Raw genomic sequence first — 25017 nt, 5'->3', positions numbered from 1 at the left:
AGGCGACCGGGCCATGCTGCCCCGGTCGCCTTTATCCTTGCCGTGAAATGCTTACTGCACTTCTACCGCCAGGCTTTCACTGATCCTTTTTTGCCAGATGGCAGGACCGGTGATGTGTACCGATTCACCCTTGCTGTCCACTGCAACGGTGACCGGCATGTCCTTGACGTCGAACTCGTAGATCGCTTCCATGCCCAGTTCGGCGAAAGCCACGACGCGGGATTTCTTGATGGCTTGCGCCACCAGATAAGCTGCGCCGCCCACAGCCATCAGGTACACGGCCTTGTGGTCCTTGATCGCTTCGATAGCGGTCGGGCCGCGCTCGGATTTGCCGATCATGCCCAGCAAGCCGGTTTGTTCGAGGATCTGGCGAGTGAACTTGTCCATCCGCGTTGCCGTGGTCGGACCGGCAGGCCCAACCACTTCATCGCGTACCGGATCAACCGGGCCGACGTAGTAGATAAAGCGACCCTTGAGGTCCACCGGCAGGGTTTCACCCTTGTTCAGCATCTCGACCATGCGCTTGTGCGCGGCGTCGCGACCGGTGAGCATCTTGCCGTTGAGCAGCACGGTTTCGCCCGGTTTCCAGCTCTGTACGTCTTGCGGGGTCAGGGTGTCGAGGTTGACGCGACGGGCCGACGGGCCGGCTTCCCAGACGATTTGCGGGTAGGCATCCAGCGGTGGCGCTTCCAGCGAAGCCGGGCCGGAACCGTCAAGCACGAAGTGGGCGTGACGGGTGGCGGCGCAGTTGGGGATCATGCACACCGGCAGCGAGGCCGCATGGGTCGGGTAGTCCATGATCTTCACGTCGAGCACGGTGGTCAGGCCACCCAGGCCCTGGGCGCCGATGCCCAGTTGGTTGACCTTCTCGAACAGCTCCAGGCGCATCTCTTCGATACGGCTGGATGGGCCGCGCTTTTTCAGCTCGTGAATGTCGATGGATTGCATCAACACTTCCTTGGCCATCACCGCGGCTTTCTCGGCGGTGCCGCCGATGCCGATACCCAGCATGCCCGGTGGGCACCAGCCGGCGCCCATGGTCGGAACGGTCTTCAGAACCCAGTCGACGATGGAGTCGGACGGGTTGAGCATGGCCATCTTCGACTTGTTTTCGGAACCGCCGCCCTTGGCCGCCACGTCCACTTCCACGGTGTTACCCGGGACGATGGAGTAGTGAATCACCGCAGGGGTGTTGTCCTTGGTATTTTTGCGCGCGCCTGCCGGGTCGGCGAGGATTGAGGCCCGCAGGACGTTTTCTGGCAGGTTGTAGGCGCGACGTACGCCTTCGTTGATCATGTCGTCCAGGCCCATGGTGGCGCCATCCCAGCGCACATCCATGCCCACGCGTACAAACACGGTGACGATGCCGGTGTCCTGGCAGATCGGGCGGTGGCCAGTGGCACACATACGCGAGTTGATCAGGATCTGTGCCATGGAGTCACGGGCTGCTGGCGATTCTTCGCGCAGGTAGGCTTCGTGCATGGCCTGAATGAAATCAACGGGGTGGTAGTAGGAAATGAATTGCAGGGCGTCGGCAACGCTCTGAATCAGGTCGTCTTGCTTGATCACGGTCATGAGTCGCGCTCCTCTATAAGACGGGAACATTCAATAAAGGTGGCTTCAGTGGGGTGCATCGGTCGTCTGAAGACACCTTTCCAAGGCACGTCGGCAGGTAGTGCTGGGGTAGTGCTGACGCGACGCTAAAAAGGCGCGGCAGTATAACCCGGCGCGGTGGCTGATACACCCGACTATGGTCATGGATGCCGGGCCCGATTAACGGTAGGAGCGAGCTCGCTCGCGAAAAGCGTGAATCTGGTGGGTTTCGTCAGGCACCCCGCGTTATCGTTAGCAACCATCGCGAGCAAGCTTGCTCCTACATTTGAGAACGTTTCATGTCTGAACTGCACGCCGGCGAACGCCACTGGTCGGTCCCCGCCGGCAGCAACCTGCTGGATGCCCTGAACCAGGCCGGTGTCGCCGTCCCCTACAGTTGCCGCGCCGGAAGTTGCCATGCCTGCCTGGTGCGTTGCCTGGGCGAGGTTCAGGACAATCAGCCTGGTGCGCTGAGCCCTGCGCAACGCCAGGACGGTTGGCGCTTGGCCTGCCAGTGTCAGGTCATGGGCGACGTGCAGATCGAAACCTTTGATCCGCTGCGTGACGGTCTGCCGGCTGAGGTACTGAGCGTTGATTGGCTGAGCCCGGCGGTACTGCGCTTGCGCCTGCAACCTGGGCGCAGCCTGCGTTACCGGGCCGGGCAGCACCTGGTGTTGTGGGCCGGTGCGATCGCCCGGCCCTATTCCCTGGCCAGCCTGCCCCTGGAAGACCCGTTCCTGGAGTTTCACCTCGATTGTCGCCTGCCCGGCGAGTTCAGCGATGCCGCCCGGCAACTCAAAGTCGGCGACAGTTTGCGCCTGGGCGAACTGCGTGGTGGTGCGTTGCAATACGATCCAGACTGGCAAGCGCGACCACTCTGGCTGCTGGCCTCAGGTACCGGTTTGGGACCGTTATGGGGTGTGCTTCGCGAGGCGTTGCGCCAGGATCATCAGGGCGTCATCCGGGTGATTCACCTGGCCCATGATGCCGAGGGCCATTATTTGGCCGAGCCCCTGGCGTCGCTGGCCGCCGCCCACCCCAACCTGACGATCGAGCTATGGACGGCGGCTGAGTTGACGCAGGCTTTGGCGCAACTGCGGCTTGTTTCCCGGCAAACCCTGGCTTTACTCTGCGGGCACCCTTCCAGCGTCGAGGCTTTTTCCAAACGCTTGTTCCTGGCGGGGTTGCCGCGCAATCAACTGCTGGCCGACGTGTTCCTGCCCCGTGGTTGAACGCTGATTTTTATCTGCGAGACTTGCCATGACCGACGCCATCCTGCTGCAACGCGAACGCGGGCTGCTGATTCTGCAGTTCAACCGCCCGGACAAGAAAAACGCCCTGACCCGCGCCATGTACAGCCAACTGGCTGACGCGTTGGAACAGGCCGATGCCGATGTCACCATCAATGCGGTGCTTATCCAGGGCAGCAGCGAGTGCTTCACCGCCGGCAACGACATCGCCGACTTCCTCGAACAACCGCCCACCGACCTCGACAGCCCGCCGTTTCACTTTATGAAGAGCTTGCTCAACTGCCGTAAGCCGGTGATTGCTGCGGTGGCTGGCGCGGCGGTAGGCATTGGGACGACCATGCTGCTGCATTGTGATCTGGTGTACGTCAGCCGCGACGCCCGCTTGCGCATGCCGTTCGTCAACCTGGGGCTGTGTCCGGAGTTTGGTTCCAGCCTGATCCTGCCGCGGCTGTTGGGGCATGCGAAAGCTGCTGAGTTGTTGCTGTTGGGTGAAGGGTTCACCGGTGAGCAGGCTGCCGCCTGGGGCATCGCCACTGAAGCGTTGGGCAGTGGTGAAGCTGCCTTGACCAAGGCGAGGGAGGTGGCCGAACGTTTCGAAGCCTTGGCTCCCGGTGCCGTGCAGGTCAGCAAACAACTGATGAAAAGCGTGGATCGCGAACAGTTGCGCAAGGTGATTGAAGAGGAGGGTGCGTTGTTTACCCAGCGGCTGAAATCGCCTGAGGCGATTGCGGCGTTGTCGGGGTTTATCAGCAAGCGCTGACGGTGAGCACATCTTGTGACAAGTGGTGTTTCTATGGCGAGGGGCAAGCCCCCTCGCCACAGGTTGTCCGGAGGCAGAAAAGCAAAAAGCCCCGCCATTCACATGGCGGGGCTTTTGTTTTTCAGCGTGTCACTCAGACCATTGGGTCGCCAACGTGCAGGATCTTCATGCCGTTGGTGCCGCCGATGGTGTGGTAGCTGTCGCCCTTGGTCAGGATGACCCAGTCGCCTTTCTCCACGACACCGAGCTTGAGCAACTCGTCGATCGCTGCCTGGCTGACTTGCTCAGGCGGCAACGAAGCCGGGTCGAACGGTACGGTGTAGACACCACGGAACATGGCCGCGCGGGCCTGGGTTTCGCGGTGCGGGGAAAACGCGTAGATCGGCACCGAGGAACGGATGCGCGACATGATCAACGGCGTGTAGCCACTTTCGGTCAAGGCGATGATCGCCTTCACACCGGGGAAGTGGTTGGCGGTGTACATGGCTGCCAGGGCGATGCTCTGGTCGCAGCTTTCGAACACCTTGCCGATGCGGTGGCTGGAGGTTTTGCTGGTTGGGTGCTTTTCAGCGCCGACGCAGATGCGCGCCATCGCCTGGACTGCTTCGAGCGGATAGGCACCGGCGGCACTTTCAGCCGAGAGCATCACGGCGTCGGTGTAGTCGAGCACGGCGTTGGCCACGTCGGACACTTCGGCACGGGTCGGCATCGGGTTCTGGATCATCGACTCCATCATCTGGGTCGCGACGATCACCGCTTTGTTGTGACGGCGTGCGTGCAGGATGATCTTCTTCTGGATGCCCACCAGCTCGGCATCACCGATCTCTACGCCCAGGTCGCCACGGGCAACCATTACGGCGTCGGAAGCCTTGATCAGGCCGTCGAGGGTTTCGTCGTCGGCCACGGCTTCGGCGCGTTCGATCTTCGCCACCAGCCAGGCAGTACTGCCGGCTTCGTCGCGCAGTTGACGGGCATATTCCATGTCGGCAGCGTCGCGCGGGAAGGATACCGCAAGGTAGTCCACTTCCATTTCGGCGGCGAGCTTGATGTCGGCCTTGTCTTTCTCGGTCAGCGCTGGCGCGGTCAGGCCACCACCGCGACGGTTGATACCTTTGTGATCCGACAGCGGGCCGCCAATCAGCACGGTGCAGTTCAGTTCGGTAGCGGTCGCAGTATCGACGCGCATGACCACACGGCCGTCATCGAGCAGCAGTTCGTCAGCGACACCGCAATCCTTGACCAGATCCGGGTAGTCGATGCCGACGATGTCCTGGGTGCCTTCGGTCAGCGGGTGGCTGGTGGAGAAGGTGAACTTGTCACCGACTTTCAGCTCGATTCGCTTGTTGGCGAATTTGGCGATACGAATTTTCGGGCCTTGCAGGTCACCCAGCAGTGCGACGAAGCGGCCATGCTTGGCGGCCAGGTCACGTACCAGCTTGGCGCGAGCCTTGTGCTCGTCCGGGGTGCCGTGGGAGAAGTTCAGACGGGCAACGTCCAGGCCAGCCAGAATCAGCTGTTCGAGGACTTCCGGCGAGTTACTGGCCGGGCCAAGGGTGGCGACGATTTTGGTACGACGGACGGACATGCACGGACTCCTGAGTTCAAGGACTGAGGAAGGCTACTATGCTCTTTGGTTGTAGTCATTGTTCGTTTGCACTACTTATCGGCGATTCACTTGTTTCCAGCTATTTGTATAAACGATCAATCTTGAAGATTTTTGCGCACGGGTCGATACATTGCACAAGACAGGAGAACCCCCATGCGAATTGTGATCATTGCTGCCCTTGCCGTCAGTGTTGTCGGCTGCACCCGCTGGTCGATGGACCATCATTTGAACAACGCCTATCGTGCCTATGGCGTCGGCGACTGTGCGCGGGTCACCCTTGAGTTGTCCCAGGTCGACCGTGAGAGTCGTTCCCGTCGCTACGTGCAACCGGAGGTCTCGATGCTGCGCGGCCAGTGCCTGGAACGGCAAAAACTGTTTGTTGATGCGGTGCAAACTTACCAATTCATCATCAGCCAGTACCCGACCAGCGAATACGCGTTCCGCGCTCGTGCGCGACTGGATACCCTGCAGCAACTGGGGCATTACCCCGGTGCAAGTGCCGCGCAGCCTAGGCCAGCAGCATTGTGATGATATTTGCCATTTTATAGCTGGTCCCTTACCAGACTTGAACTAATCTTTGAAAGTCTGTTTGTACAACTTTCTATTCAAATGGATGCAGGATCCGGATTCGGCAGCTGTAAAGTGACAAAGTACCTTGCTGTTGTCGCACCGAGATCCAGGGAGAGCGGGTTGTTGGCATCACCGACCCGTTCCGAATCACTGGAGCGGCCAGAGTCATGGTCATTGGATGGCAAACTCACCATGTTTACTAACCGACGGATCAAACGGCATCAATTAACCTGCTTTCTGCGAGTGTTCAACCGCCTCACGGACAAGCCTATTGGCTACTTGGGCGACGTCTCCGAGGAGGGGCTGATGTTAATCAGCCAATTGCCCATGATGGTCGACGTGGATTTCGAGCTGCGCTTGAAGATCCCCGGGCCCGAGGGCGATATGCATGCCATTGACCTCACGGCGACCTGCCTGTGGAGCCATGAAGATATCAACCCCCAGCAATACGACTCGGGGTTCAGTGTGTTGCAGGCGCCTGTTGAGTATGGGCAACTGATCAACGCGCTGTTGCAGTACTTCAGCTTTGATCCCTTGCAGGCTTCAGCCTAGGAACCGTGCGCGTTGTCAGCCGAGTTTCGGTGTTTGTACCGAAAGCCTGGGCCGTGCGCCGGGTTCATAGCGCGCCGGCTTTTTTCCAGCCCAGGTAGCGCGTCACCAGGGCAGCTCCCAGTTCTGAAGGGCGAGTATCCAACACGGCCAGGCCCTGGGCTTTCAAGCGGTCATGGAGTTCTTCCCGCGCATTGAGGTAATCGACGGTGCCGCAATAGGCCAGGGCTTCGGGCAGGGTCTGTACCGGTGCCTGGCGCAGTTGGTCGAGGACTTCTTCCCGCAGGCTGGCCACCAACACCCGGTGTTGGCGGCTGATGCGTTTGACTGCCGTCAGCAACTCCTCATCGTCCTCATCCCGCAAATTGGTCACCACGATCACCAGCGCCCGACGTTTTTGCCGGGCCAGCAGTTGGCTGGCGGCCGCCTGGTAATCGGCGGTACGCCGGGTGGTGTCCAGGTCATACACGGCGTTGAGCAGCAGGTTGAGCTGGCCACTACCCTTGACCGGCGCCAGGTAACGCGGTTGGTCGCAGGCGAACGTGCAAAGGCCCACGGCATCGCCTTGGCGCAAGGCGACGTAGCTGAGCAGCAGGCAGGCGTTGAGGGCATGATCGAAATGGGACAGTTCGACGTCCTGGCTGCGCATGCGCCGGCCGCAATCGAGCATGAATACGATCTGTTGATCACGCTCATCCTGATACTCCCGGGCAATCGGCGTGCGTTGCCGGGCAGTGGCTTTCCAGTCGATCTGGCGCAGGCTGTCGCCCTCGCGAAATTCCCGTAACTGGTGAAACTCCAGGCCTAGCCCACGACGTTGATGCTGGCGCACGCCGAGTTGGCTGAGCCAGTTGTCTACGGCCAGTAACTGCGCGCCGTACAGACGGGCGAAATCCGGGTAGACCCGTGTCATATCCTTGACCTGTACATGGCGTCGTGCCGACCACAAGCCTAGGGGGCTGGGGAGATGGACTTCGCAGCGCTCAAAGCTGAAGTGCCCGCGCCTCAATGGGCGCAGGCGGTAGCTCAATTCACTGTGTTCACCGGGCCGCAGGGCAATGGACTGGGGCAGATTCTCCACACTCAAGCCTTCGGGCACGTGATCGAACACCGTCAGGGTCAGTGGCTCTGGGTAGTCGTGTTCCAGGGTGATCCGCACATCGCCCCAACGACCCAGGGCCAGGCTACCCGGCATTTGCCGTTGTACTCGCGGGGAGGGGCGGCGCTTCAGGCGGCTGGCGTCCAGCAGGGCCAGCAGCAACAGGGCCAGGAGCAGGCCCCAGACCATTGAGTGCAGCGTGTCCGGCACGTCGACTTGCAGGGCCGCGAAGGTGCCGAGCACGATGCTCAACCCCAGCAGCACACCGAGCCAGATCAGCAGCAGGCGAGTGGGCTTCATGGGCGGATCATTGCCGTGGCGCCGGCACTTGGTCCAGCAGTTGCTTGAGCACTTGGTCCACCTCCAGCCCGTCTATGTCCAGCTCCGGGGCAATGCGCACCCGATGGCGCAACACCGCCAGGGCGCAGCCCTTGACGTCATCCGGGGTCACGAACTCGCCGCCACGCAGCAAGGCTCTGGCCCTTGCGCCGCGCACCAGGGCGATGGATGCCCGTGGGCCGGCGCCGATGGTCAGGCCGGGCCAACTGCGGGTGGTGCGGGCCAGGCGCACGGCGTAGTCGAGTACCTGCTCATCCAGTGCCAGCTCACTGGCGACCTGTTGCAACAGCAGCACGTCTTCGGCGTGCAGCACGGTACGAAGTGGCTGTACGTCGAGCATGTCGGCCCGGGGTGAGCGAGTTACCTCGCGAACCATATCCAGTTCCTGCTGCGCTTGGGGGTAGTCCATGCGGACCTTGAGCATGAAGCGATCCAGTTCGGCCTCAGGCAAAGGGTAGGTACCTTCCTGCTCAATCGGGTTCTGGGTGGCCAGCACCATGAACGGTTGCCCGATGGGCAGGGCTTCGCCCTCAAGGGTCACCTGGCGCTCCTGCATCGCTTCAAGCAACGCCGCCTGGGTTTTCGCCGGGGCGCGGTTGATTTCGTCGGCCAGCAGCAAATTGGTGAACAACGGCCCCTTGCGCAACTTGAACTGTTCGGTGTGCAGGTCGTACACGGCATGCCCGGTGACATCGCTGGGCATCAGGTCCGGGGTGAACTGGATACGTGCGAATTCGCCGCCAAAGCAGCGGGCCAGGGCGCGCACCAGCAAAGTCTTGCCCAGGCCCGGAACCCCTTCGAGCAACACGTGGCCGCCGGCGATCAGCGCGGTGAGGACATCATCAATTACTGCGTCCTGGCCGATGACCGCTTTGCGCAACTCGATGCGCAGTGCCTGGGCCAGTTGGCTGGCGCGCTGGCGGGATGGCTCGGCATCGGCCGTCAGGGATGGGTCCGCTGGAAAATCGCTCATAGGGCATTCCTGAGAGTTTGCAGGCAGGCCACATGGCGGCTGAAGTCGGCGCTGGAGAGCCGCTTTGCCGGGAGTGGACCCATGGCCTGGCTGATGATGAGAGTGGGTTGACGGGTCAGGCGTTCAAGGGCCTGCCACTGTTCGGCGGTGTCGAGGTGTTCGAATCCAGGGTGGCGGCGCCGGGCGGTGCGCAAGATGTCGCGTTGCAGGGCGTGCAACAGGCTGTTCTGCCCGCTGCGGCGCAGCAGGAAATCGGCGCTGGCGTTCAAGTGTTCCTGCAACTGCCGGCGAGCCTTGGGCGCGGGTGCCTGGATCGGCCCCTGGCGCATGCCCGATTGCCACACTCCCAGTGCAATCAACGCGCCGAGCGCCACCAGCGCCTGGGGGAAGTAGCGCAACAACAGGCTGAACAGGTCATCGACATCGCTGTTGAACAGCAGTGTGACGTCACGGCCCTGGTTCAGGTACCACAGCAGCCAGGCGTTGTCGTGAAGGCCAATGTCCGGGGGTTTCCACAGTTCGCTGTCGGTGATTACGGTGACGCTGCCGTGGCCGAGGTCCAGTTGCATTAGGTGGCTGGACTTGGCGCTGTTGGCCGAGAACTGTGCCAGGTGCTTGGGGTCGGTGAGGTTGAAGTCGGTGTCGAAACTGAAAAAAGCCGGGGCGGTTTCGTTGTCGACATAGAGCCGTGTCAGGTCGGGGGCCTTGTGCTTGCTGGCGAGCGCCGGCTCGTCGAAGCCATCGCTGAAGGTCTGTCGCAACTGCAAGCGATCCAGCAGCAGATCGCCGCTGGTCTCGGTTTCTTCATCCCACATGGCTTCGGCCACCAGCAACAAATGGCCGCCGGCCTTGGTCCACTGTAGCAACTGATCGACTTGGCGCGGCGTCATACTGCTGCGCTCACCCAGCAATAACAGGCTGTTGCCTTTGGGCGGCAGGCTGGCCAGGCGCTCAAGGCTGTTGGCGTGTTCGACCGTCAGGCCCTGCTGGCGCAGAAAGTGTTCCGCCGCCAGGTAGGAATTGGCCTGGGCTTCAGGCGATGGGCCGCGATCCACCACTTCCTCGTAGGGAATCGCCTTGTGCCAGGCGTAGAAACCACCGGCCGCCAACAGGCAACCAAGCAGCAAGCCTACCCAGAGCAGTAGCCGGTTCATTGCACGGCTCCGGAACCGAACAAGGCGCGCCAGTGGCTGCACAGCTGCTGTTGCACCAGCGCGGGGGGCAGGCGATGGCCATAGGCGAGGTTTTGCCAATGCTGGGTCAGGTCATCGCTGAAGGCCAGCAACTGCGGTTGTTGCAACTGGCGGATGCGCTCCAGGACTTGGCCTTCGGTGTCGGCGCTTTTCAGCGGCAGGTTGAAGTCATGCAGCAGCCGGCTGAGCAAGCCGCGATAGAGCAAACCGAGTGCTTCCCGGGGCTGCGTGGGCCAGAGCTGTTCGGCAGTGCTGGCGATGTCGTCGGGTAGGGTTTCGGTGCCCAGTTCCAGGCCGAACAGTTGAGCGGGAGCGGGTTTGATGGCCTTGGGCTTGTGCGCGCTACGCTGGCTGACAAAGGTGCGCAACCAGTCGCGATAGCGCCAGATCACCAGGGCTATGGCCCCCAACAGCAAGCCCCAAAGCAGTACTTCCAGGCCCAGGGCAAGATGCTTGAAGGAGTTGCTGTTGAGGTTATCCAGCAGCGCTTGCAACCAGGCCGGCAGCTTGGCGTCGCCCTCGGGTTTGTTTTTATCGGTGGTTTTGTCGTCGCCGAAGCGATAGCGGGTGAGCGTTTCCGGATTTTTGAAAGGGGGCTGTTCCAGCAACGCCTTGATCGACTGGCTGGCGGCTTGAGTGCTCACGGTTTTTGAGTCCACGGGCTGTTCAGCCATCGCACGGGGAGTTGGCGGAACCAATAGCAGTCCTGTCGCCAACAACAAAGCCGTGGCTACCGAACCCAGGCGTTGGCGCAGGCGGCGGAATATCAGCTCCAGGTCCCAGGCTTCCAGTACCGTGCGCCGGTTCAGGTAGAGGCTGAAACCGCAGGCAACGTAGATCGGTTCCCAGAACACCAGGATCAGTGCGTAGAAGGCATTGGTCAGGTGCTCCAGCCAGAGCCAGTCACCCCCGGTAGTGAGCGCGAGCTGCTGCCAGTCCCAGTCCAGTTCGATCTGTTGCGGCAGGAATAGATAGAACAGCACCATCAAGCCGATCCATAGCGCCATTTCCAGGTGCACGCCGATCAGCGTCAGCCAGCGGGCGGCGCCGGCATTGCGTTGTTGCAGGATGCCCAGGCGCCGTTGTCGGGCCTGGCCCTCCAGGCCTTCAAGTTGCACTACGGGCATTACGAAGCTGCGACTGAGGCTCAAGCGCCGCCAGCTCAAACTGGCAAACAGTTGGCCCTTGAGCAGACGTGGCCATTGGCGCAAGGCCTGCTTGAGTGTGGGTGTTTCGCCGAACAAGGCTTTGGACAGGATATACAGCGGCAGGCGGTCGAAAGCAGGTTTCAGCCACCAGAACAGCAACAGTGCGATGGTTGGGTAGTCCCACAGCAGGAGGCTGAGCAGGGCGAAAACAGGCAGGCTTACCAGTGTCCAGCTACTCATTAACAGCATGCGGTGCTCGCGGGCCAATAACACGCCCAGGTCCATGGCTTCCCAAGAGCTTCGGGGGCGGATCACCACGCTGGCATCACTCAGGCGCATGGCGACTCCGACCGGCGAGCAGCAGGTAGGCGGCCACCAGTATCCATAGCGCGGCACCCGCCAGGTACTTGATCCATGGCGCAACGCTGGTGGCGGAGGACCAATAGGCCTCGATAAATGCTGCTATCAGCAGAAACAGCATGACGCCGCAGATCATCTGTACGCTTTTGTGCGCAGCTAAACGCAGGGCTTCGCCACGGGTCAGGGAGCCAGGGGCGATCAACGCCCAGCCCAGTTGCAGGCCCGCCGCCCCGGCCAGGGCGATGGCGCTTAATTCGAAAGCACCATGACCAATGACAAACGACCAGAAGGTTTGCCCGTAGCCGATTTCCGTCAGGTGACCGGCGATAGCGCCGATCATCAGCCCATTGAAGAACAGGAAAAACACACTGCCCAGGCCAAACAGCAAGCCTGCCGCAAAGGTCTGGAAGGCGATACCGATGTTATGCATGACGTAATAGCCGAACATCATCCAGTCCTCGCTTGATGCCCGCTCGGCGGCGCGCCCCAGGCGGCTGGCGTCGGGGTCGTACATGGTCTGCATCTCGGCCACTTGTTGCGGGCTGACGATGCTGTAGATCAGGTCGGGAAACAGGTACACCAGCAAGGTAATGCCGATTAGGCTGCCAAAGAACAGCAGGCTGGCCCCCAGCACAAAGCGCCACTGTTCGCGGACCAGCCGGGGAAAGCCGGCCAGCACAAAACTCAATACGCTGGCGCCCAGCTGGCTGCGATGGCGGTACAGCTGCTGATGGCCACGCAGGGCGAGTTGTTGCAGCGGGTCCACCAGGTAGCTGCTGTAGCCGCGCTCTTGTGCCAGCGCCAGGTGTTGGCATAAACGTCGGTAATCATGGGGGAAGCCCGTCAGGTCCTGATGCTTGGCCTTGCCTTGTTCAAGCGCCGTCAGTTGGGCGGCAAACGCCTGCCAATGGGGCTGGTGACGGGTTTCGAAAAGACTTTGCTTCATGCCGGCCCCAACAAACCACGCGCCACGCCATTGAGCTGCGCCACTGCCCGAGCGGGGGAGACGTTCAGGGGTGTGGCGAGAATAGCGGCCAGTTCATTGACCCTTTCTGCGGACAACTCGCCCTGGCGCTCGGCGAAAGCGAGAATCGCCCGCTGCTCGTTCAGGTCAAGGGCAAACGGCAGGCGCAACGCCGGTGCTTCTGGTAGTTGCGGTCGTGACAGGGGCTGCTCGCGGTAGATCACCAGGGTCCCTGCCGCCAGATCTCCCAGGCGCTTGAAGTTGGGGTGTTGCAGGCAACTGATTGCGCCGAGGAAGTAGGCGAATGGCAGCATGTCGACGAAACGCAGCAGGTTGCGGATCAGCGAGGAGGCCCAGCCAATGGGCGTTCCGTCGTCCTGCACCACCCGCAGGCCCATGATTTGCTTGCCCGGCGAGCAGCCCTGGTTGAGGACTTCGAACAGCACCATGTACCACCAACTGACGAGGAACAGCAGGATCGAACCCAGGCCCATGCCCAGGTTGCCGAGAAAGGCCAAGGCGGTGAACAGGATGCCAAGGATCACGCCGCGCAAGCCCAGGTCAAAACCGAACGCCAGCGCACGGGGCAGCAGGCCGGCCGGGCGCAGCGGCAGGTCGATACCTTCCGGGGTTTCGATCTGGTAGCGGGTGTCCAGTGGTGCTGGTGGCATCGCATTCCCTGGCAGTGCGGAGCGGTTGAGCATGGGCGACCTTGGCGGGCAGCCGGCGAATAGAGAGACGGATGCTAGCAGTGTCGTCGGCACAAGCAACACCTCAAACTGCGCCAACATTTCACTGAATGTTTATCCAGTGCATATGGCGCTGGCCCCCGGCGCCTTTCAACGCCTAGACTTTGTCGGTCTTCAGCACAGGAATAGCCCGTGACCACTATCTTCTGGTACGACTATGAAACCACTGGCATCAACCCGCGTAACGACCGCCCGCTGCAGGTAGCCGGCATTCGTACTGACCTTGAGCTCAATGAGGTTGGGCCGCCGGTCAACCTCTATTGCCAACCCAGCGATGATATTTTGCCGCACCCGGCAGCGTGCATGATCACTGGCATCACTCCCGGCCAACTGGCGGAAAAAGGCTTGGCCGAGGCCGATTTCATGACTCGGGTGCATGCCGAACTCGCTGCGCCCGGTACGTGTGGGGCCGGCTACAACACCTTGCGTTTCGATGATGAAATGACGCGCTACAGTTTGTACCGCAACTTTTTCGACCCCTACGCCCGGGAGTGGCAGGGCGGCAATAGCCGCTGGGACCTGATCGATGTAGTGCGCACCGCTTATGCGCTGCGCCCGGAAGGAATCGTCTGGCCACAGCAGGACGGCCGCGTCACCCTCAAGCTTGAGCGGCTGACGGCGGCCAATGGTATCGACCATGGGCAGGCTCACGATGCCTTGTCCGATGTGCGTGCCACCATTGCACTGGCCCGATTGATTCGTGACAAACAACCCAAGCTCTACGACTGGCTGTTTCAGCAACGCAGCAAACAGCGGGTCATGGACCAGGTCAGGTTGTTACAGCCAATGGTGCACATCTGCGGGCGCTTTTCTGCCGAGCGGCATTATCTCGGCGTAGTCCTGCCGCTGGCCTGGCATCCGCGCAATCGCAACGCCTTGATCGTTTGTGATCTGGGGCTCGATCCCCAGGGGTTGCTGGACCTGGACGCAGATACCTTGCGTCAACGCCTGTATACCCGCCGTGATGACCTCGCCGACGGTGAGTTGCCGGTGCCACTCAAGTTGGTGCACATCAATCGTTGCCCGGTGGTTGCGCCCTTGAATGTGCTGCGGGCAGAGGATCGCCAACGCTTGAACCTGGATATGGATGAATATCAGGCTCGGGCGCTGCGGCTAACTGACGCACAGGAACTTTGGCGCGATAAATTGGCAGCGATTTACGCCGAAGAAGATTTTGCGTCGAGTGCCGACCCTGAACAGCAGCTTTATGATGGTTTTATCGGTGATCGTGATCGGCGTTTATGTGAACAAGTGAGAGCTTGTGAACCTGTACAACTAGCACGCCAGCAGTGGCCTTTCGATGATCATCGGTTACCGGAATTATTATTTCGTTACCGCGCTCGCAACTTTGCTGAGACCTTGAATAGCGAAGAGCAACAACGCTGGACGCTTTTCTGTCAGCAACGTTTGTCAGACGCGGACTACGGGGCGCCCAATACCCTTGAGAGTTTCAAACAGGCCAGGCTTGAGTTGGCTGTTAGTGCTACATCGGCTCAGCGTCAGGTGCTTGATGAATGGCAGGAATATGCCGATTCTTTGCGTGTGCGCTTGAGTCTGTAATCCGTTTTAAGAAAATCCGGACAATAAAAAACGCCAGCAAGCTGGCGTTTTTTATTGTCTCGCGAATCAGGTCGCGACCTTGCGAGGCTTAGCCCAGCAGGGTAGCCCAGCCTTCAACGACGTCGCCGCCCCACTTGGCTTTCCACTCTTTCAGAGTCTTGTGGTTGCCACCTTTGGTTTCAATCACTTCGCCGTTGTGCGGGTTTTTGTATTGTTTAACCTTGCGCGCGCGCTTGGTGCCGGTAGTTTTTACGGCGCCACGGGGTGCTTTAACTTTCGAATCCGGATCCAGCAGCGCGATGATGTCACGCAGGGATTTGGAGTATTCGCCCATCAGGGTGCGCAATTTGCCTTCGAATTCCAGCTCGGTTTGCAGTTTGTCGTCTTGGGACAGATTCTTCAAACGGGCTTGCAGCTCTTTGATAGCTTCTTCGGTGGCACGATATTCGTTGATCAAGGACATGTGGACTACCTTATGTAGGGCGCTGGGTGACAGGGACAATGGTCTAATAATAGTCAGACAGTTTCCCCAAGTAAACATTTAAGGTCGGTTTTATGTAATTTACTTTGAATGTTTGCGAGAAAAGCATGGGGTTGAGTTAATTAGTACGTCCAAGCCGCTAAAGATATTCTCATTAAATCCCGCTTAACTGTGGTAATAGCTGCTTGTGTTCACATATAGCGAGGTAAAAAGCCTTACGTTACTAAGGGGCGGGCCAGGCTATCAGCGCAGAATAAGCGTTGAGGAATACTGCAGTTTTTCTGCGCAATCGCTAGAATGGCGGCCTTTGCGAAGTTCTGGAGTTTCCCCCTAATGCGCACTTTTCGGCTGGTGATCGCTTGCCCGGACCGGGTTGGCATCGTTGCTAAAGTCAGTAACTTTCTGGCCTCCCACAACGGCTGGATCACTGAAGCGAGCCATCACTCGGACAATCTCAGCGGTTGGTTTTTCATGCGTCACGAAATACGTGCCGATACGCTGCCCTTTGGCCTTGAGGCTTTTCGCGAGGCATTTGCACCCATCGCCGAAGAGTTTTCGATGACCTGGCGCATCACCGACACGGAGCAGAAAAAGCGCGTGGTGTTGATGGCCAGCCGCGAATCCCACTGCTTGGCGGACTTGCTGCACCGCTGGCACAGCGATGAACTGGACTGTGAAATCTCCTGCGTGATTTCCAACCATGACGACCTGCGCAGCATGGTCGAGTGGCACGGCATTCCGTATTACCACGTCCCAGTCGACCCGCAGAACAAGGAGCCGGCTTTCGCCGAGGTCTCGCGCCTGGTCAAGCAGCACGAGGCCGACGTGGTGGTACTGGCGCGCTACATGCAGATCCTGCCGCCGCAACTGTGCCGCGAATACGCTGGCAAGGTGATCAACATTCACCACAGTTTCCTGCCTTCGTTTGTTGGTGCCAAGCCGTATCACCAGGCTTCCCTGCGGGGCGTGAAGCTGATCGGTGCAACCTGCCACTATGTCACCGAAGAGCTGGACGCCGGTCCCATCATCGAGCAGGACGTAGTGCGTGTCAGCCACAGCGACAGCATCGAAGACATGGTGCGTTTCGGCCGTGATGTCGAGAAGATGGTCCTGGCCCGTGGCTTGCGTTATCACCTGGAAGATCGGGTGTTGGTGAGTGGCAACAAGACAGTAGTGTTCTGATTAGACGTGTTTTGGTTGAAGAGTAAAGGGCCTGGGCGTTAAATCGCTGCAGGCCCTTTTTTTTGATTTGAGGATTGGACGATGAGTGACCCCTTCGATAAAGCCACTTCCAGAGCGCCCGCTACGTTGGGCGAGGGTTGTTTGAGTCGCTATGACCCGGATGCTCTCGATGGGGAAGATGGAACCGACTTTCCTGGCGCAGCCCAATTGTGGGAGCAATTGCAGGAAGCAATCGAGGTTCCCGCGTCTGATAGTGCGCCACTCGCCAGGTAAGCCGTATCAAGGCTGTGTCGCCAACCAGGCGGCTTTGGTCAATGGTCGTCGGCCTTCGTTCAACATCCGCCGCAGGGTATCGAGCCAGTAACGGCGGGAGAAGTCATGACGCATGTCCATCGGGTGCAAGCCCAGGCGAATAACCGGCTCGTATTGCCAGCGCTGTTCGCGACGGTCACTGAGCATTTTGACAGCCCTCGGCGCCACGCGCTTCGTGCGCTCCATACCAGGCCGGGAGCGGCTACCGGAGTGAAGTCGGGGAGGCGATACAAATACTGTGCATCACTGGTGTAGCTCAGCGGTAACTGGCGCAAGGCCTGGCGAGTGCCTTCGCTCATCAGCCAGGTGATTGGCACGTTGCCCAGGGCATCCACGACCTCGACGAATGGCCGGTAATCGGCCCAGGTCTGCGGAGCGACATCGTGCAGCACCAGCAATACCGCTGGCGCGTTGTCGGGTTCAGCCATGGGCCAGCATCGGATGGTGTGTGCCCAGCACCGCCTGGTAATGCCCCAGCAGACTGTCGACCCCCAGCCCGGTCAGCTTGTCGGCCATCACCTGGCTCGGCGCCAGGACCCGGTCAAAATTGCCATAAAGTTTGCTGACATACGCTTCGACGTTAGGCGTGAACCAGTTGCTCATGCGATTGCTCACCAGCAGCGGCAGGTTCGAGTGGTAGAAACCGATCACCGGTACATCCAGCTGGCGCCGCACATCCAGCGCAGCCCACGCGGTCAGGTAAGGGTTGCCAACTTCAATCAGATCGGGCTGTAGGTCGTGTAGGACATTACGCCAAGGGGCTAGGCGTAGAGGGAAGTGGTAGCCTTTGCCGAAGGGCAGGGCGGGGGCAGGGACTTTGAACACACCGTCCTGTTCGCTCAAGTGGGCGCCGGGGATCAACAGGCTGTGGCGAATACGGGGCTTGAGCGCAAAGCGTCGGTGCTTGGCATCCAGATAGGTGCGCACGCCGCCGCTGGCTGGGGCGTAGAACATGGTTATGTCAGCGATATGCACGATAAACATCCCTCCGATCCATTGCTCTCCTTACCGTGGACCTTAGTCAAGGATAGATGTTCGGTTGGGATTTGGCTGGACGGCCGAAGCGGCAGATTGCCGCTTCGGCAACGGGTCAGATGCGGAAACTGCCCACCAATTGTTTCAACCGAGCCGCTTGCTGTTCCAGATCGGAACAGGCGCGCAAGGTCGACTGCAGGTTTTCCACACCTTCCTGGTTGAGTGTGTTGATTTCGGTGATATCCATGTTGATCGACTCCACCACGGATGTCTGTTCCTCGGTGGCGGTGGCCACCGATTGGTTCATACCGTCGATCTCGCCGATGCGCTGGGTCACGCTGTTGAGGCGTTCTCCCGCCAGGTTGGCGATTTCCACGCTGTCGTGGCTGTGGCGCTGGCTTTCGCTCATGGTGCTGACCGACTCCCGGGCGCCGACTTGCAGCTCCTCGATCATCTTCTGCACTTGCTGCGCCGACTCCTGGGTCCGGTGCGCCAGGTTGCGCACCTCGTCGGCCACCACCGCAAACCCGCGCCCGGCTTCACCGGCCCGTGCAGCTTCAATGGCTGCGTTGAGCGCCAGCAGGTTGGTTTGCTGGGAGATGCTGGTGATCACTTCGAGAATCTGCCCGATGTTCACCGTCTTGCTGTTGAGCGCCTCGATATTGCTGCTGGAAGCGCTGATCATCTCGGACAGCTGGTTCATCGCCTTGATATTGCGTTCGACCACTTGTTGACCGTCTTCGGCCAAATGCCGGGCATCGCTGGCCTGATGAGAGGCTTGCGCTGCATTGCGGGCGATTTCCTGGGCGGCGGCGCCCAGTTCGTTGATGGCGGCGGCGACGCTGTTGGTGCGGTTGGCCTGCTCGTCGGAATTGACCATTGACGAATTTGAGGCGCTGACCACGCGCAGGGCTACTTCATTGACCTGCTCGGTGGCCGAGGATACTTCGCGGATAGAGGTGTGAATCCGTTCCACAAAGCGGTTGAACGCCGTGCCGAGGATGCCGAATTCATCGTGGTTCTGAATGGTCAGGCGCCGCGTCAGGTCGCCTTCGCCATCGGCGATGTCTTCCATGGCTCGGGTCATGACATGCAACGGCTGCATCAGCACACGGATCAACATGCCCAGCAAGGCGATGATGATAGCCACCGCAATGATGGTGGCAATAATCGCGGATGTGCGGAATCCGCTGAGCATGGCGAAGGATTTGTCTTTATCCACCGACAGACCGAGGTACCAGTTCACCGACGGCAAGCCCTTGATCGGGGTAAAGGTGACGATACTGGTTTTGCCGTCGACCTCGACTTCGCTGAAATCGCTGCTGATTTTTGGGGTATGGGTCGGGTAGACGTCGCTCAAGGATTTCATCACCAGGCTTTTATCCGGGTGCACCAGGACTTTGCCGTCGGCGCTGACCAGAAACGCATAGCCCATGCCGCCGAAGTTCAAGGCGCCGATGTTGTCCACCAGGGTTTGCAGGCTCAGGTCGCCGCCCACCACGCCGACACTTTGTCCGGCCTTGCTGCTGGGGGTGGCGATGGAAATGATCAATTGGCCGGTAGCGGCATCGATATAGGGTTCGGTCAGCGTTGAGCCGTTGCTGGCCTGTGCACCTTTGTACCAGGGACGAACACGGGGGTCGAAGCCGTCGGGCATCTTGCTGTTGGGGCGAATGGTAAAGACGCCTTTGCTGTCACCCAGGTAGGTGGCCATGAACGACGACGTCAGGGCCTTCTGTTCCAGCAAGCCGGCAATGGTGGCCGGCTCCGGGTTGATGGCGATGTTTTGTGCGACGCTTTCTACCAGGACAATGCGTCCGGCCAGCCAGGTTTGGATATTGCTGGCGGTGACGTCGCCCATTTCATGCAGGTAACTGTTCAGGTCGTCGCGTATCGCATTACGTTGCAGGTAGTCGTTGTACAGGGTAAACAACGCAAATGCTGCGATGACGATAAGGGCGGCTGCAAGCAGGATTTTGTGACTGAAGCGCAGATTTTTATTCATGGCTTGTAGGGTCCGCTAAGGTCTTAATGTCCGAGGCGCGTCCTTTTGGAAACGCGCGAAATAGCAGCGTCAAAAAAAGTGTGGTATTTCCATCTGCTCCTGCAGGATCTATCCAAGCTGTTTTTTTAGACTTGTTGGGTCTCTCGCTATATGTGTATCGACCGTGCGGTGCTAAAGATTAATCATGGGTGACAAAATGCCTGACTCATCGCAACTCCTTATTGGCGCAGACCTGGAAGGTCAACCGATTTCCCAGGCCATGCGCCTGGCCAACCGCCACGGCCTGATCGCCGGCGCCACGGGGACCGGCAAGACCGTGACCTTGCAGCGTCTGGCAGAAGCATTCAGTGATGCCGGCGTCGCGGTGTTTGCCGCCGATATCAAGGGTGATTTGTGTGGCCTGGGCGCTGCGGGAAATCCCCAGGGCAAGGTCGCTGAGCGCATCGCCGGTATGCCGTTCCTTAATTACACCCCCAAGGCGTATCCAGTGACGTTGTGGGATATCCACGGTCAGTCCGGTCATCCACTTCGTACAACCTTGAGCGAAATGGGCCCGCTGTTGCTCGGCAGCTTGCTGGAACTGACCGACAGTCAGCAGTCGACCCTGTATGCCGCCTTTAAAGTCGCTGACCGCGAAGGCCTATTGCTGCTGGATCTGAAGGACCTCAAGGCACTGCTCAATCACCTCAAGTACAACCCGCAACTGCTGGGCGAAGACGCGGCGCTGATGACCACCGGCTCCAGCCAGGCCCTGTTGCGGCGTCTGGCGGTGCTTGAGCAGCAGGGTGCCGAGGCTTTGTTTGGTGAGCCGGCCCTGCAACTGGAAGATATCTTGCAACCGACCAGCGATGGTCGCGGGCGCATTCATCTGCTGGACGCCAGCCGACTGGTGCATGAGTCTCCCAAGGTCTATGCCACGTTCTTGTTGTGGCTGTTGGCGGAGTTGTTCGAGCAGTTGCCGGAGCGCGGTGATACCGACAAGCCTCTATTGGCGTTGTTCTTCGACGAGGCGCATTTGTTATTTGCCGATACGCCCAAGGCTCTGCAGGATCGCCTGGAACAAGTGGTGCGGCTGATTCGCTCCAAAGGCGTGGGCGTTTATTTCGTCACCCAGTCGCCGGGAGATCTGCCGGACACTGTGCTGGCGCAACTGGGCTTGCGAGTCCAGCATGGCCTGCGGGCGTTCACCACCAAGGAACAGAAATCCTTGCGGGCAGTGGCTGACGGCTTTCGGCCGAACCCGGCCTTCGATGCCCTGGCGGTGCTGACCGAGTTGGGTACTGGTGAGGCTCTGGTGGGTACGCTGCAGGAAAAAGGCACACCGGAGGTTGTCCAGCGGGTGTTGGTAGCGCCACCGCAATCGCGGATCGGGCCGTTGACCGAAGCTGAGCGCGCCGCACTGATAGCCGCTTCACCGCTGTTGGGGCGCTATGACAAGCCGATTGATCGGGAATCGGCCTATGAAATATTAATGTCCCGCAAAGAACTGGGGCCGACCGATGAGGCCAAGCCTGCGACTGAAGAACCCAGCTTCACCGACAAGGCCGGAGCCTTTCTTGGCTCCACGGCAGGCAAGGCGTTGAAGTCGGCAATGCAGCAGGCGGCCAATCAGATGGGTCGACAGTTGGTGCGGGGTTTGTTGGGGTCTTTGCTCGGCGGTAGCAAGCGTAAATAAATAGTCGGACCGACTCGGGCAATTGTGGGAGGCAAGCAGCTCCCACATTGTCTTGTGTGAGCCTCAGGCCTTGGGCTTGGCGTGACTGGCCAACCGCTCCAGCGCCGCGCGCAGGTTTGGATCAGTAATCCCGTCCGCCGTAGCCTGAATGGTTTCAGCGGCATTCACCGACAAATCCATCGTATGCCCCACCGCGCCTTGCTGCACGGTAGGCGGCTGTACCTTGAACTGGATGCGCGTGAGGCTGGCGAACTCTGCAAAAGCCTGTAACTGGCGCTGCAAGCGTTTTTGCTGATAGCGCAAGCGGGTCGCCCAATGTCCGTCGGTGACGATCAGCAGCAAGTTGCCTTCGCGCCACGACGCCACATGACAGTGTTCGCGGGCGGCGGGTTGCAGTTGGCTGTCCACGAGGCGTTGCAGATGGCCCAGGCGTTGCGCATGGCCGAAGATGGCTTTTAAAGGCTTGGCTTCGCGAAGCAACACGGCGGGAGCACGGGCCGTAAGAGGGCGAAATGCCATGATCAGACACCTTGAGTAACAGAGCTGCCATGGTAGCAGAAAGCGTCTGCGCCGCTGCGGCCATTGCTTTACAGGCAGTTTATCCATTAAATCAATGAGTAACTTCTTACCCCAATGGGTTGAAGTTCAGCAAAAAGCCCTTATTTTAAACAAGCCCTCTTAGAGCGCCGTGCCAGCATCGTGGAATAACGCCACTTTCCTCACCCACGTTTCCGGGTAGAATGCTCGTTCGCGTGCGGCCATGAGGGCTGCTCGGGCGACTCACGGGGCGCCCTCCATCCCTATGTGTGGAAGAACCTGCCGATATGTTTGCGCCTTTGTTAAAGAAACTTTTTGGAAGCAAGAATGAGCGCGAAGTCAAACGCATGCTCAAGACGGTGCAGCTGGTCAATGCCTTCGAAGAGCAGATGGTTGCCCTTTCGGACGAGCAATTGCGCGCCAAGACCGAAGAGTTCAAGGCCCGCATAGCCAAAGGTGAAACCCTCGACAAGCTACTTCCCGAAGCCTTTGCGGTCGCCCGTGAAGCCGGTAAGCGTGTCATGGGCATGCGCCACTTCGACGTCCAGTTGATCGGCGGCATGACCTTGCATGAAGGCATGATTGCCGAAATGCGTACCGGTGAAGGCAAGACCCTGGTGGCAACCCTGGGCGTTTACCTCAACGCATTGTCCGGCAAGGGCGTGCACGTTGTGACGGTGAACGACTACCTGGCTCGCCGGGACGCCAACTGGATGCGCCCGCTGTATGAATTCCTCGGCCTGACCGTCGGCGTCGTAACGCCGTTCCAGCCGCCGGAAGAGAAACGCCTGGCCTACGCTGCCGACATCACCTACGGCACCAACAACGAATTCGGTTTCGACTACCTGCGCGACAACATGGCGTTCAGCATGGAAGAAAAATTCCAGCGTGAACTCAACTTTGCCGTGATCGACGAAGTCGACTCCATCCTCATCGACGAAGCCCGTACCCCACTGATCATTTCAGGGCAGGCCGAGGACAGCTCCAAGCTCTACACCGAGATCAATAAGTTGATCCCGCAGCTGGAACTGCACGTTGAAGAAGTCGAAGGCGAAGTGACCAAGGCTGGCCACTACACCGTCGACGAGAAGACCCGCCAGGTCGAACTCAACGAAGCCGGTCACCAGTTCATCGAAGAGATGCTGACCCGCGTCGGCCTGCTGGCTGAAGGCGAAAGCCTGTACTCGTCGCATAACCTGGGCCTGTTGACCCACGTGTATGCCGGCCTGCGCGCCCACAAGCTGTTCCATCGCAACATCGAATACATCGTCCAGGACGGCCAGGTCGTACTGGTCGACGAACACACCGGCCGTACCATGCACGGTCGTCGTTTGTCGGAAGGCCTGCACCAGGCCATCGAAGCGAAGGAAGTGCTCAACATCCAGGCCGAAAGCCAGACGTTGGCCTCGACCACCTTCCAGAACTACTTCCGTCTGTACAACAAACTGTCCGGCATGACCGGTACAGCCGACACCGAAGCGTTCGAATTCCACCAAATCTACGGTCTGTCGGTGATGGTCATCCCGCCGAACAAACCGCTGGCGCGTAAAGACTTCAACGACCTGGTGTTCCTGACGGCTGACGAGAAGTACGCCGCCATCGTTGCCGATATCAAGGAATGCATGACCCAGGGCCGTCCGGTGCTGGTGGGTACTGCAACCATCGAAACATCCGAGCACATGTCCAGCCTGCTCGAAAAGGAAGGCATTGAGCACAAGGTTCTCAACGCCAAGTTCCACGAGAAGGAAGCCGAGATCATTGCCCAGGCCGGTCGCCCAGGTGCACTGACCATCGCCACCAACATGGCCGGTCGTGGTACCGACATCCTGTTGGGCGGCAACTGGGAAGTGGAAGTGGCTTCCCTGGACAACCCGACCCCTGAGCAGATCGCCCAGATCAAGGCTGACTGGCAGAAGCGTCACCAGCAAGTGCTGGAGTCCGGTGGCTTGCAGGTGATTGCGTCCGAGCGTCACGAATCGCGCCGTATCGACAACCAGTTGCGTGGTCGTGCCGGTCGCCAGGGTGATGCCGGTTCCAGCCGCTTCTACCTGTCTCTGGAAGACAGCCTGATGCGTATCTTCGCCTCGGATCGGGTGAAGAACTTCATGAAAGCCCTGGGCATGCAGTCCGGGGAAGCGATTGAGCACCGCATGGTGACCAACGCCATCGAGAAGGCCCAACGCAAGGTGGAAGGTCGCAACTTCGACATTCGTAAGCAACTGCTCGAATTCGATGACGTCAACAACGAACAACGTAAAGTGATCTATCACATGCGTAACAGTTTGTTGGCCGCCACTAACATTGGCGAAACCATCGCCGACTTCCGCCAGGACGTCCTGAGCGCCACCGTCAGCGCCCACATTCCTCCACAGTCCCTGCCTGAACAGTGGGATGTTGCTGGCCTGGAAGCGGCGTTGAAGAGCGATTTCGGTGTGGACTTGCCGGTCCAGCAATGGCTTGACGAAGACGATCACCTGTACGAAGAAACCCTGCGCGAAAAACTGATGGCCGAATTGCTGGCCGCGTACAACGAGAAAGAAGAGCAGGCGAGTGCAGAAGCACTGCGCACGTTCGAGAAGCAAATCGTTCTGCGCGTACTAGACGACCTGTGGAAAGACCACCTGGCGACCATGGATCACTTGCGTCACGGTATTCACTTGCGCGGCTACGCCCAGAAGAACCCGAAGCAGGAGTACAAGCGCGAGTCGTTCACGCTGTTCTCCGAGCTGCTGGATTCGATCAAACGCGATTCGATTCGTGTCTTGTCCCACGTTCAGGTGCGTCGCGAAGACCCGATCGAAGAAGAAGCTCGCCTGCGTCAGGAAGCCGAAGCACTGGCCTCCCGTATGCAGTTCCAGCACGACGAAGCGCCTGGTCTGGAGCACTCGGAAGCCTTGGGCGAGGAGGTCGATGTGGCCTTGGCTCAAGCTCCGGTGCGCAACGAGCAGAAGCTGGGCCGCAACGAACTGTGCTTCTGCGGTTCGGGCAAAAAGTACAAACATTGCCACGGTAAAATCGACTAAGATTTTCCGCTGACAAGAAACACCCCGCGCCGCGACCGGCATCAGCCGTCGCGGCGTTTTGCCATTTAATCACCGTCGATGACGACGGCGCAGACATCAAACATTTTAAGGAGC

The 25017-nt window shown here is 59.6% G+C and carries 20 protein-coding genes and 3 pseudogenes; 9 read left to right on the top strand and 14 right to left on the bottom strand.

What is annotated here, in order from left to right:
• Positions 1-51 precede the first annotated feature (51 nt).
• The gene (locus AAEZ06_RS18165; RefSeq protein WP_149411948.1) at positions 52-1575 is read right to left on the bottom strand and encodes a fumarate hydratase; all 1524 of its coding nucleotides are present in this window, start codon (positions 1573-1575) and stop codon (positions 52-54) included.
• Between the two features lie 317 nt (positions 1576-1892).
• On the opposite strand from AAEZ06_RS18165, the gene AAEZ06_RS18160 reads away from it, so the two are divergent.
• Positions 1893-2825: an iron-sulfur-binding ferredoxin reductase gene (locus AAEZ06_RS18160; RefSeq protein ID WP_149411949.1), complete on the top strand. Its 933-nt coding sequence runs from the start codon at positions 1893-1895 to the stop codon at positions 2823-2825.
• Between the two features lie 28 nt (positions 2826-2853).
• Entirely contained in the window at positions 2854-3603 is a 750-nt protein-coding gene (locus tag AAEZ06_RS18155; protein ID WP_149411950.1) for an enoyl-CoA hydratase-related protein, read from the top strand.
• A 133-nt stretch (positions 3604-3736) separates the two neighbouring features.
• Here AAEZ06_RS18155 and pyk read toward each other — a convergent pair whose 3' ends face one another.
• On the bottom strand, positions 3737-5188 hold the full coding sequence (gene pyk, locus AAEZ06_RS18150) for a pyruvate kinase (RefSeq protein ID WP_149411951.1): 1452 nt from the start codon (positions 5186-5188) through the stop codon (positions 3737-3739).
• A 174-nt stretch (positions 5189-5362) separates the two neighbouring features.
• On the opposite strand from pyk, the gene AAEZ06_RS18145 reads away from it, so the two are divergent.
• Positions 5363-5737, top strand: coding sequence for a tetratricopeptide repeat protein (locus tag AAEZ06_RS18145; RefSeq protein ID WP_149411952.1), 375 nt, complete (start codon positions 5363-5365; stop codon positions 5735-5737).
• Between the two features lie 234 nt (positions 5738-5971).
• Complete coding sequence (locus AAEZ06_RS18140; RefSeq protein ID WP_149411953.1) at positions 5972-6331, top strand: PilZ domain-containing protein; 360 nt, start codon at positions 5972-5974, stop codon at positions 6329-6331.
• A 64-nt stretch (positions 6332-6395) separates the two neighbouring features.
• On the opposite strand, the gene AAEZ06_RS18135 is transcribed toward AAEZ06_RS18140, so the two are convergent.
• The 6 genes from AAEZ06_RS18135 to AAEZ06_RS18110 are packed head-to-tail and all read right to left on the bottom strand — an operon-like array spanning position 6396 to position 13075.
• Entirely contained in the window at positions 6396-7727 is a 1332-nt protein-coding gene (locus AAEZ06_RS18135; RefSeq protein WP_350615464.1) for a DUF58 domain-containing protein, read from the bottom strand.
• Positions 7728-7734: 7 nt separating this feature from the next.
• On the bottom strand, positions 7735-8739 hold the full coding sequence (locus AAEZ06_RS18130; protein WP_149411955.1) for an AAA family ATPase: 1005 nt from the start codon (positions 8737-8739) through the stop codon (positions 7735-7737).
• A complete protein-coding gene (locus tag AAEZ06_RS18125; protein ID WP_149411956.1) occupies positions 8736-9893 on the bottom strand; it encodes a DUF4350 domain-containing protein in 1158 nt (385 codons plus the stop codon). Before AAEZ06_RS18125 ends, AAEZ06_RS18130 begins: the two co-directional genes overlap by 4 nt.
• Positions 9890-11419 carry a DUF4129 domain-containing protein gene (locus AAEZ06_RS18120; protein ID WP_350615461.1) on the bottom strand — a complete coding sequence of 510 codons (1530 nt, stop codon included), beginning with the start codon at positions 11417-11419 and terminating at the stop codon, positions 9890-9892. The genes AAEZ06_RS18125 and AAEZ06_RS18120 overlap by 4 nt, the downstream gene beginning before the upstream one ends.
• Complete coding sequence (locus AAEZ06_RS18115; protein WP_350615459.1) at positions 11406-12386, bottom strand: stage II sporulation protein M; 981 nt, start codon at positions 12384-12386, stop codon at positions 11406-11408. The genes AAEZ06_RS18120 and AAEZ06_RS18115 overlap by 14 nt, the downstream gene beginning before the upstream one ends.
• Positions 12383-13075, bottom strand: coding sequence for an RDD family protein (locus tag AAEZ06_RS18110; protein ID WP_149412016.1), 693 nt, complete (start codon positions 13073-13075; stop codon positions 12383-12385). The genes AAEZ06_RS18115 and AAEZ06_RS18110 overlap by 4 nt, the downstream gene beginning before the upstream one ends.
• 210 nt (positions 13076-13285) lie before the next feature.
• Between AAEZ06_RS18110 and sbcB the strand changes: the two genes are divergently transcribed.
• Positions 13286-14713 carry an exodeoxyribonuclease I gene (gene sbcB, locus AAEZ06_RS18105; RefSeq protein ID WP_149411959.1) on the top strand — a complete coding sequence of 476 codons (1428 nt, stop codon included), beginning with the start codon at positions 13286-13288 and terminating at the stop codon, positions 14711-14713.
• A gap of 88 nt (positions 14714-14801) precedes the next feature.
• Here the strand turns inward: sbcB and mvaT are convergent, their stop codons facing one another.
• Positions 14802-15176, bottom strand: a complete 375-nt coding sequence (gene mvaT, locus AAEZ06_RS18100; protein WP_008432352.1) for a histone-like nucleoid-structuring protein MvaT — start codon at positions 15174-15176, stop codon at positions 14802-14804.
• A 351-nt stretch (positions 15177-15527) separates the two neighbouring features.
• Here mvaT and purU point away from each other — a divergent pair, with 351 nt between their 5' ends.
• Together purU and AAEZ06_RS18090 are read left to right on the top strand one after the other, a co-directional pair.
• Positions 15528-16376: a formyltetrahydrofolate deformylase gene (gene purU, locus AAEZ06_RS18095; RefSeq protein WP_149411960.1), complete on the top strand. Its 849-nt coding sequence runs from the start codon at positions 15528-15530 to the stop codon at positions 16374-16376.
• A gap of 81 nt (positions 16377-16457) precedes the next feature.
• Entirely contained in the window at positions 16458-16649 is a 192-nt protein-coding gene (locus tag AAEZ06_RS18090) for a hypothetical protein (protein WP_350615456.1), read from the top strand.
• 6 nt (positions 16650-16655) lie between these two features.
• Here the strand turns inward: AAEZ06_RS18090 and AAEZ06_RS18085 are convergent.
• The 4 genes and pseudogenes from AAEZ06_RS18085 to AAEZ06_RS28605 all read right to left on the bottom strand — a co-directional run.
• A pseudogene (locus tag AAEZ06_RS18085) lies at positions 16656-17116 on the bottom strand (hypothetical protein).
• A gap of 49 nt (positions 17117-17165) precedes the next feature.
• Positions 17166-17672, bottom strand: a pseudogene (locus AAEZ06_RS18080) (glycosyltransferase); the annotation flags it as partial.
• A gap of 106 nt (positions 17673-17778) precedes the next feature.
• Positions 17779-18543 carry a methyl-accepting chemotaxis protein gene (locus tag AAEZ06_RS28610; RefSeq protein WP_371923881.1) on the bottom strand — a complete coding sequence of 255 codons (765 nt, stop codon included), beginning with the start codon at positions 18541-18543 and terminating at the stop codon, positions 17779-17781.
• A gap of 93 nt (positions 18544-18636) precedes the next feature.
• Positions 18637-19668, bottom strand: a pseudogene (locus tag AAEZ06_RS28605) (HAMP domain-containing protein); the annotation flags it as partial.
• 196 nt (positions 19669-19864) lie between these two features.
• Here AAEZ06_RS28605 and AAEZ06_RS18070 point away from each other — a divergent pair.
• Positions 19865-21343 (top strand): helicase HerA-like domain-containing protein, encoded by a 1479-nt coding sequence (locus tag AAEZ06_RS18070; protein ID WP_350615454.1) that lies wholly within the window; start codon positions 19865-19867, stop codon positions 21341-21343.
• Between the two features lie 63 nt (positions 21344-21406).
• On the opposite strand, the gene AAEZ06_RS18065 is transcribed toward AAEZ06_RS18070, so the two are convergent.
• Positions 21407-21862: a DUF721 domain-containing protein gene (locus AAEZ06_RS18065; RefSeq protein WP_133099592.1), complete on the bottom strand. Its 456-nt coding sequence runs from the start codon at positions 21860-21862 to the stop codon at positions 21407-21409.
• A 305-nt stretch (positions 21863-22167) separates the two neighbouring features.
• Here AAEZ06_RS18065 and secA point away from each other — a divergent pair, with 305 nt between their 5' ends.
• A complete protein-coding gene (gene secA, locus AAEZ06_RS18060) occupies positions 22168-24903 on the top strand; it encodes a preprotein translocase subunit SecA (RefSeq protein ID WP_149411965.1) in 2736 nt (911 codons plus the stop codon).
• The last annotated feature ends 114 nt before the right edge of the window (positions 24904-25017 follow it).

Origin of the sequence: Pseudomonas sp. HY7a-MNA-CIBAN-0227 (genome assembly GCF_040310325.1) — a bacterium.
Classification (GTDB): Bacteria; Pseudomonadota; Gammaproteobacteria; order Pseudomonadales; family Pseudomonadaceae; genus Aquipseudomonas.
The sequence above is the reverse complement of the archived record's forward strand: the minus strand, read 5'-3'. Positions and strand labels throughout refer to the sequence as shown.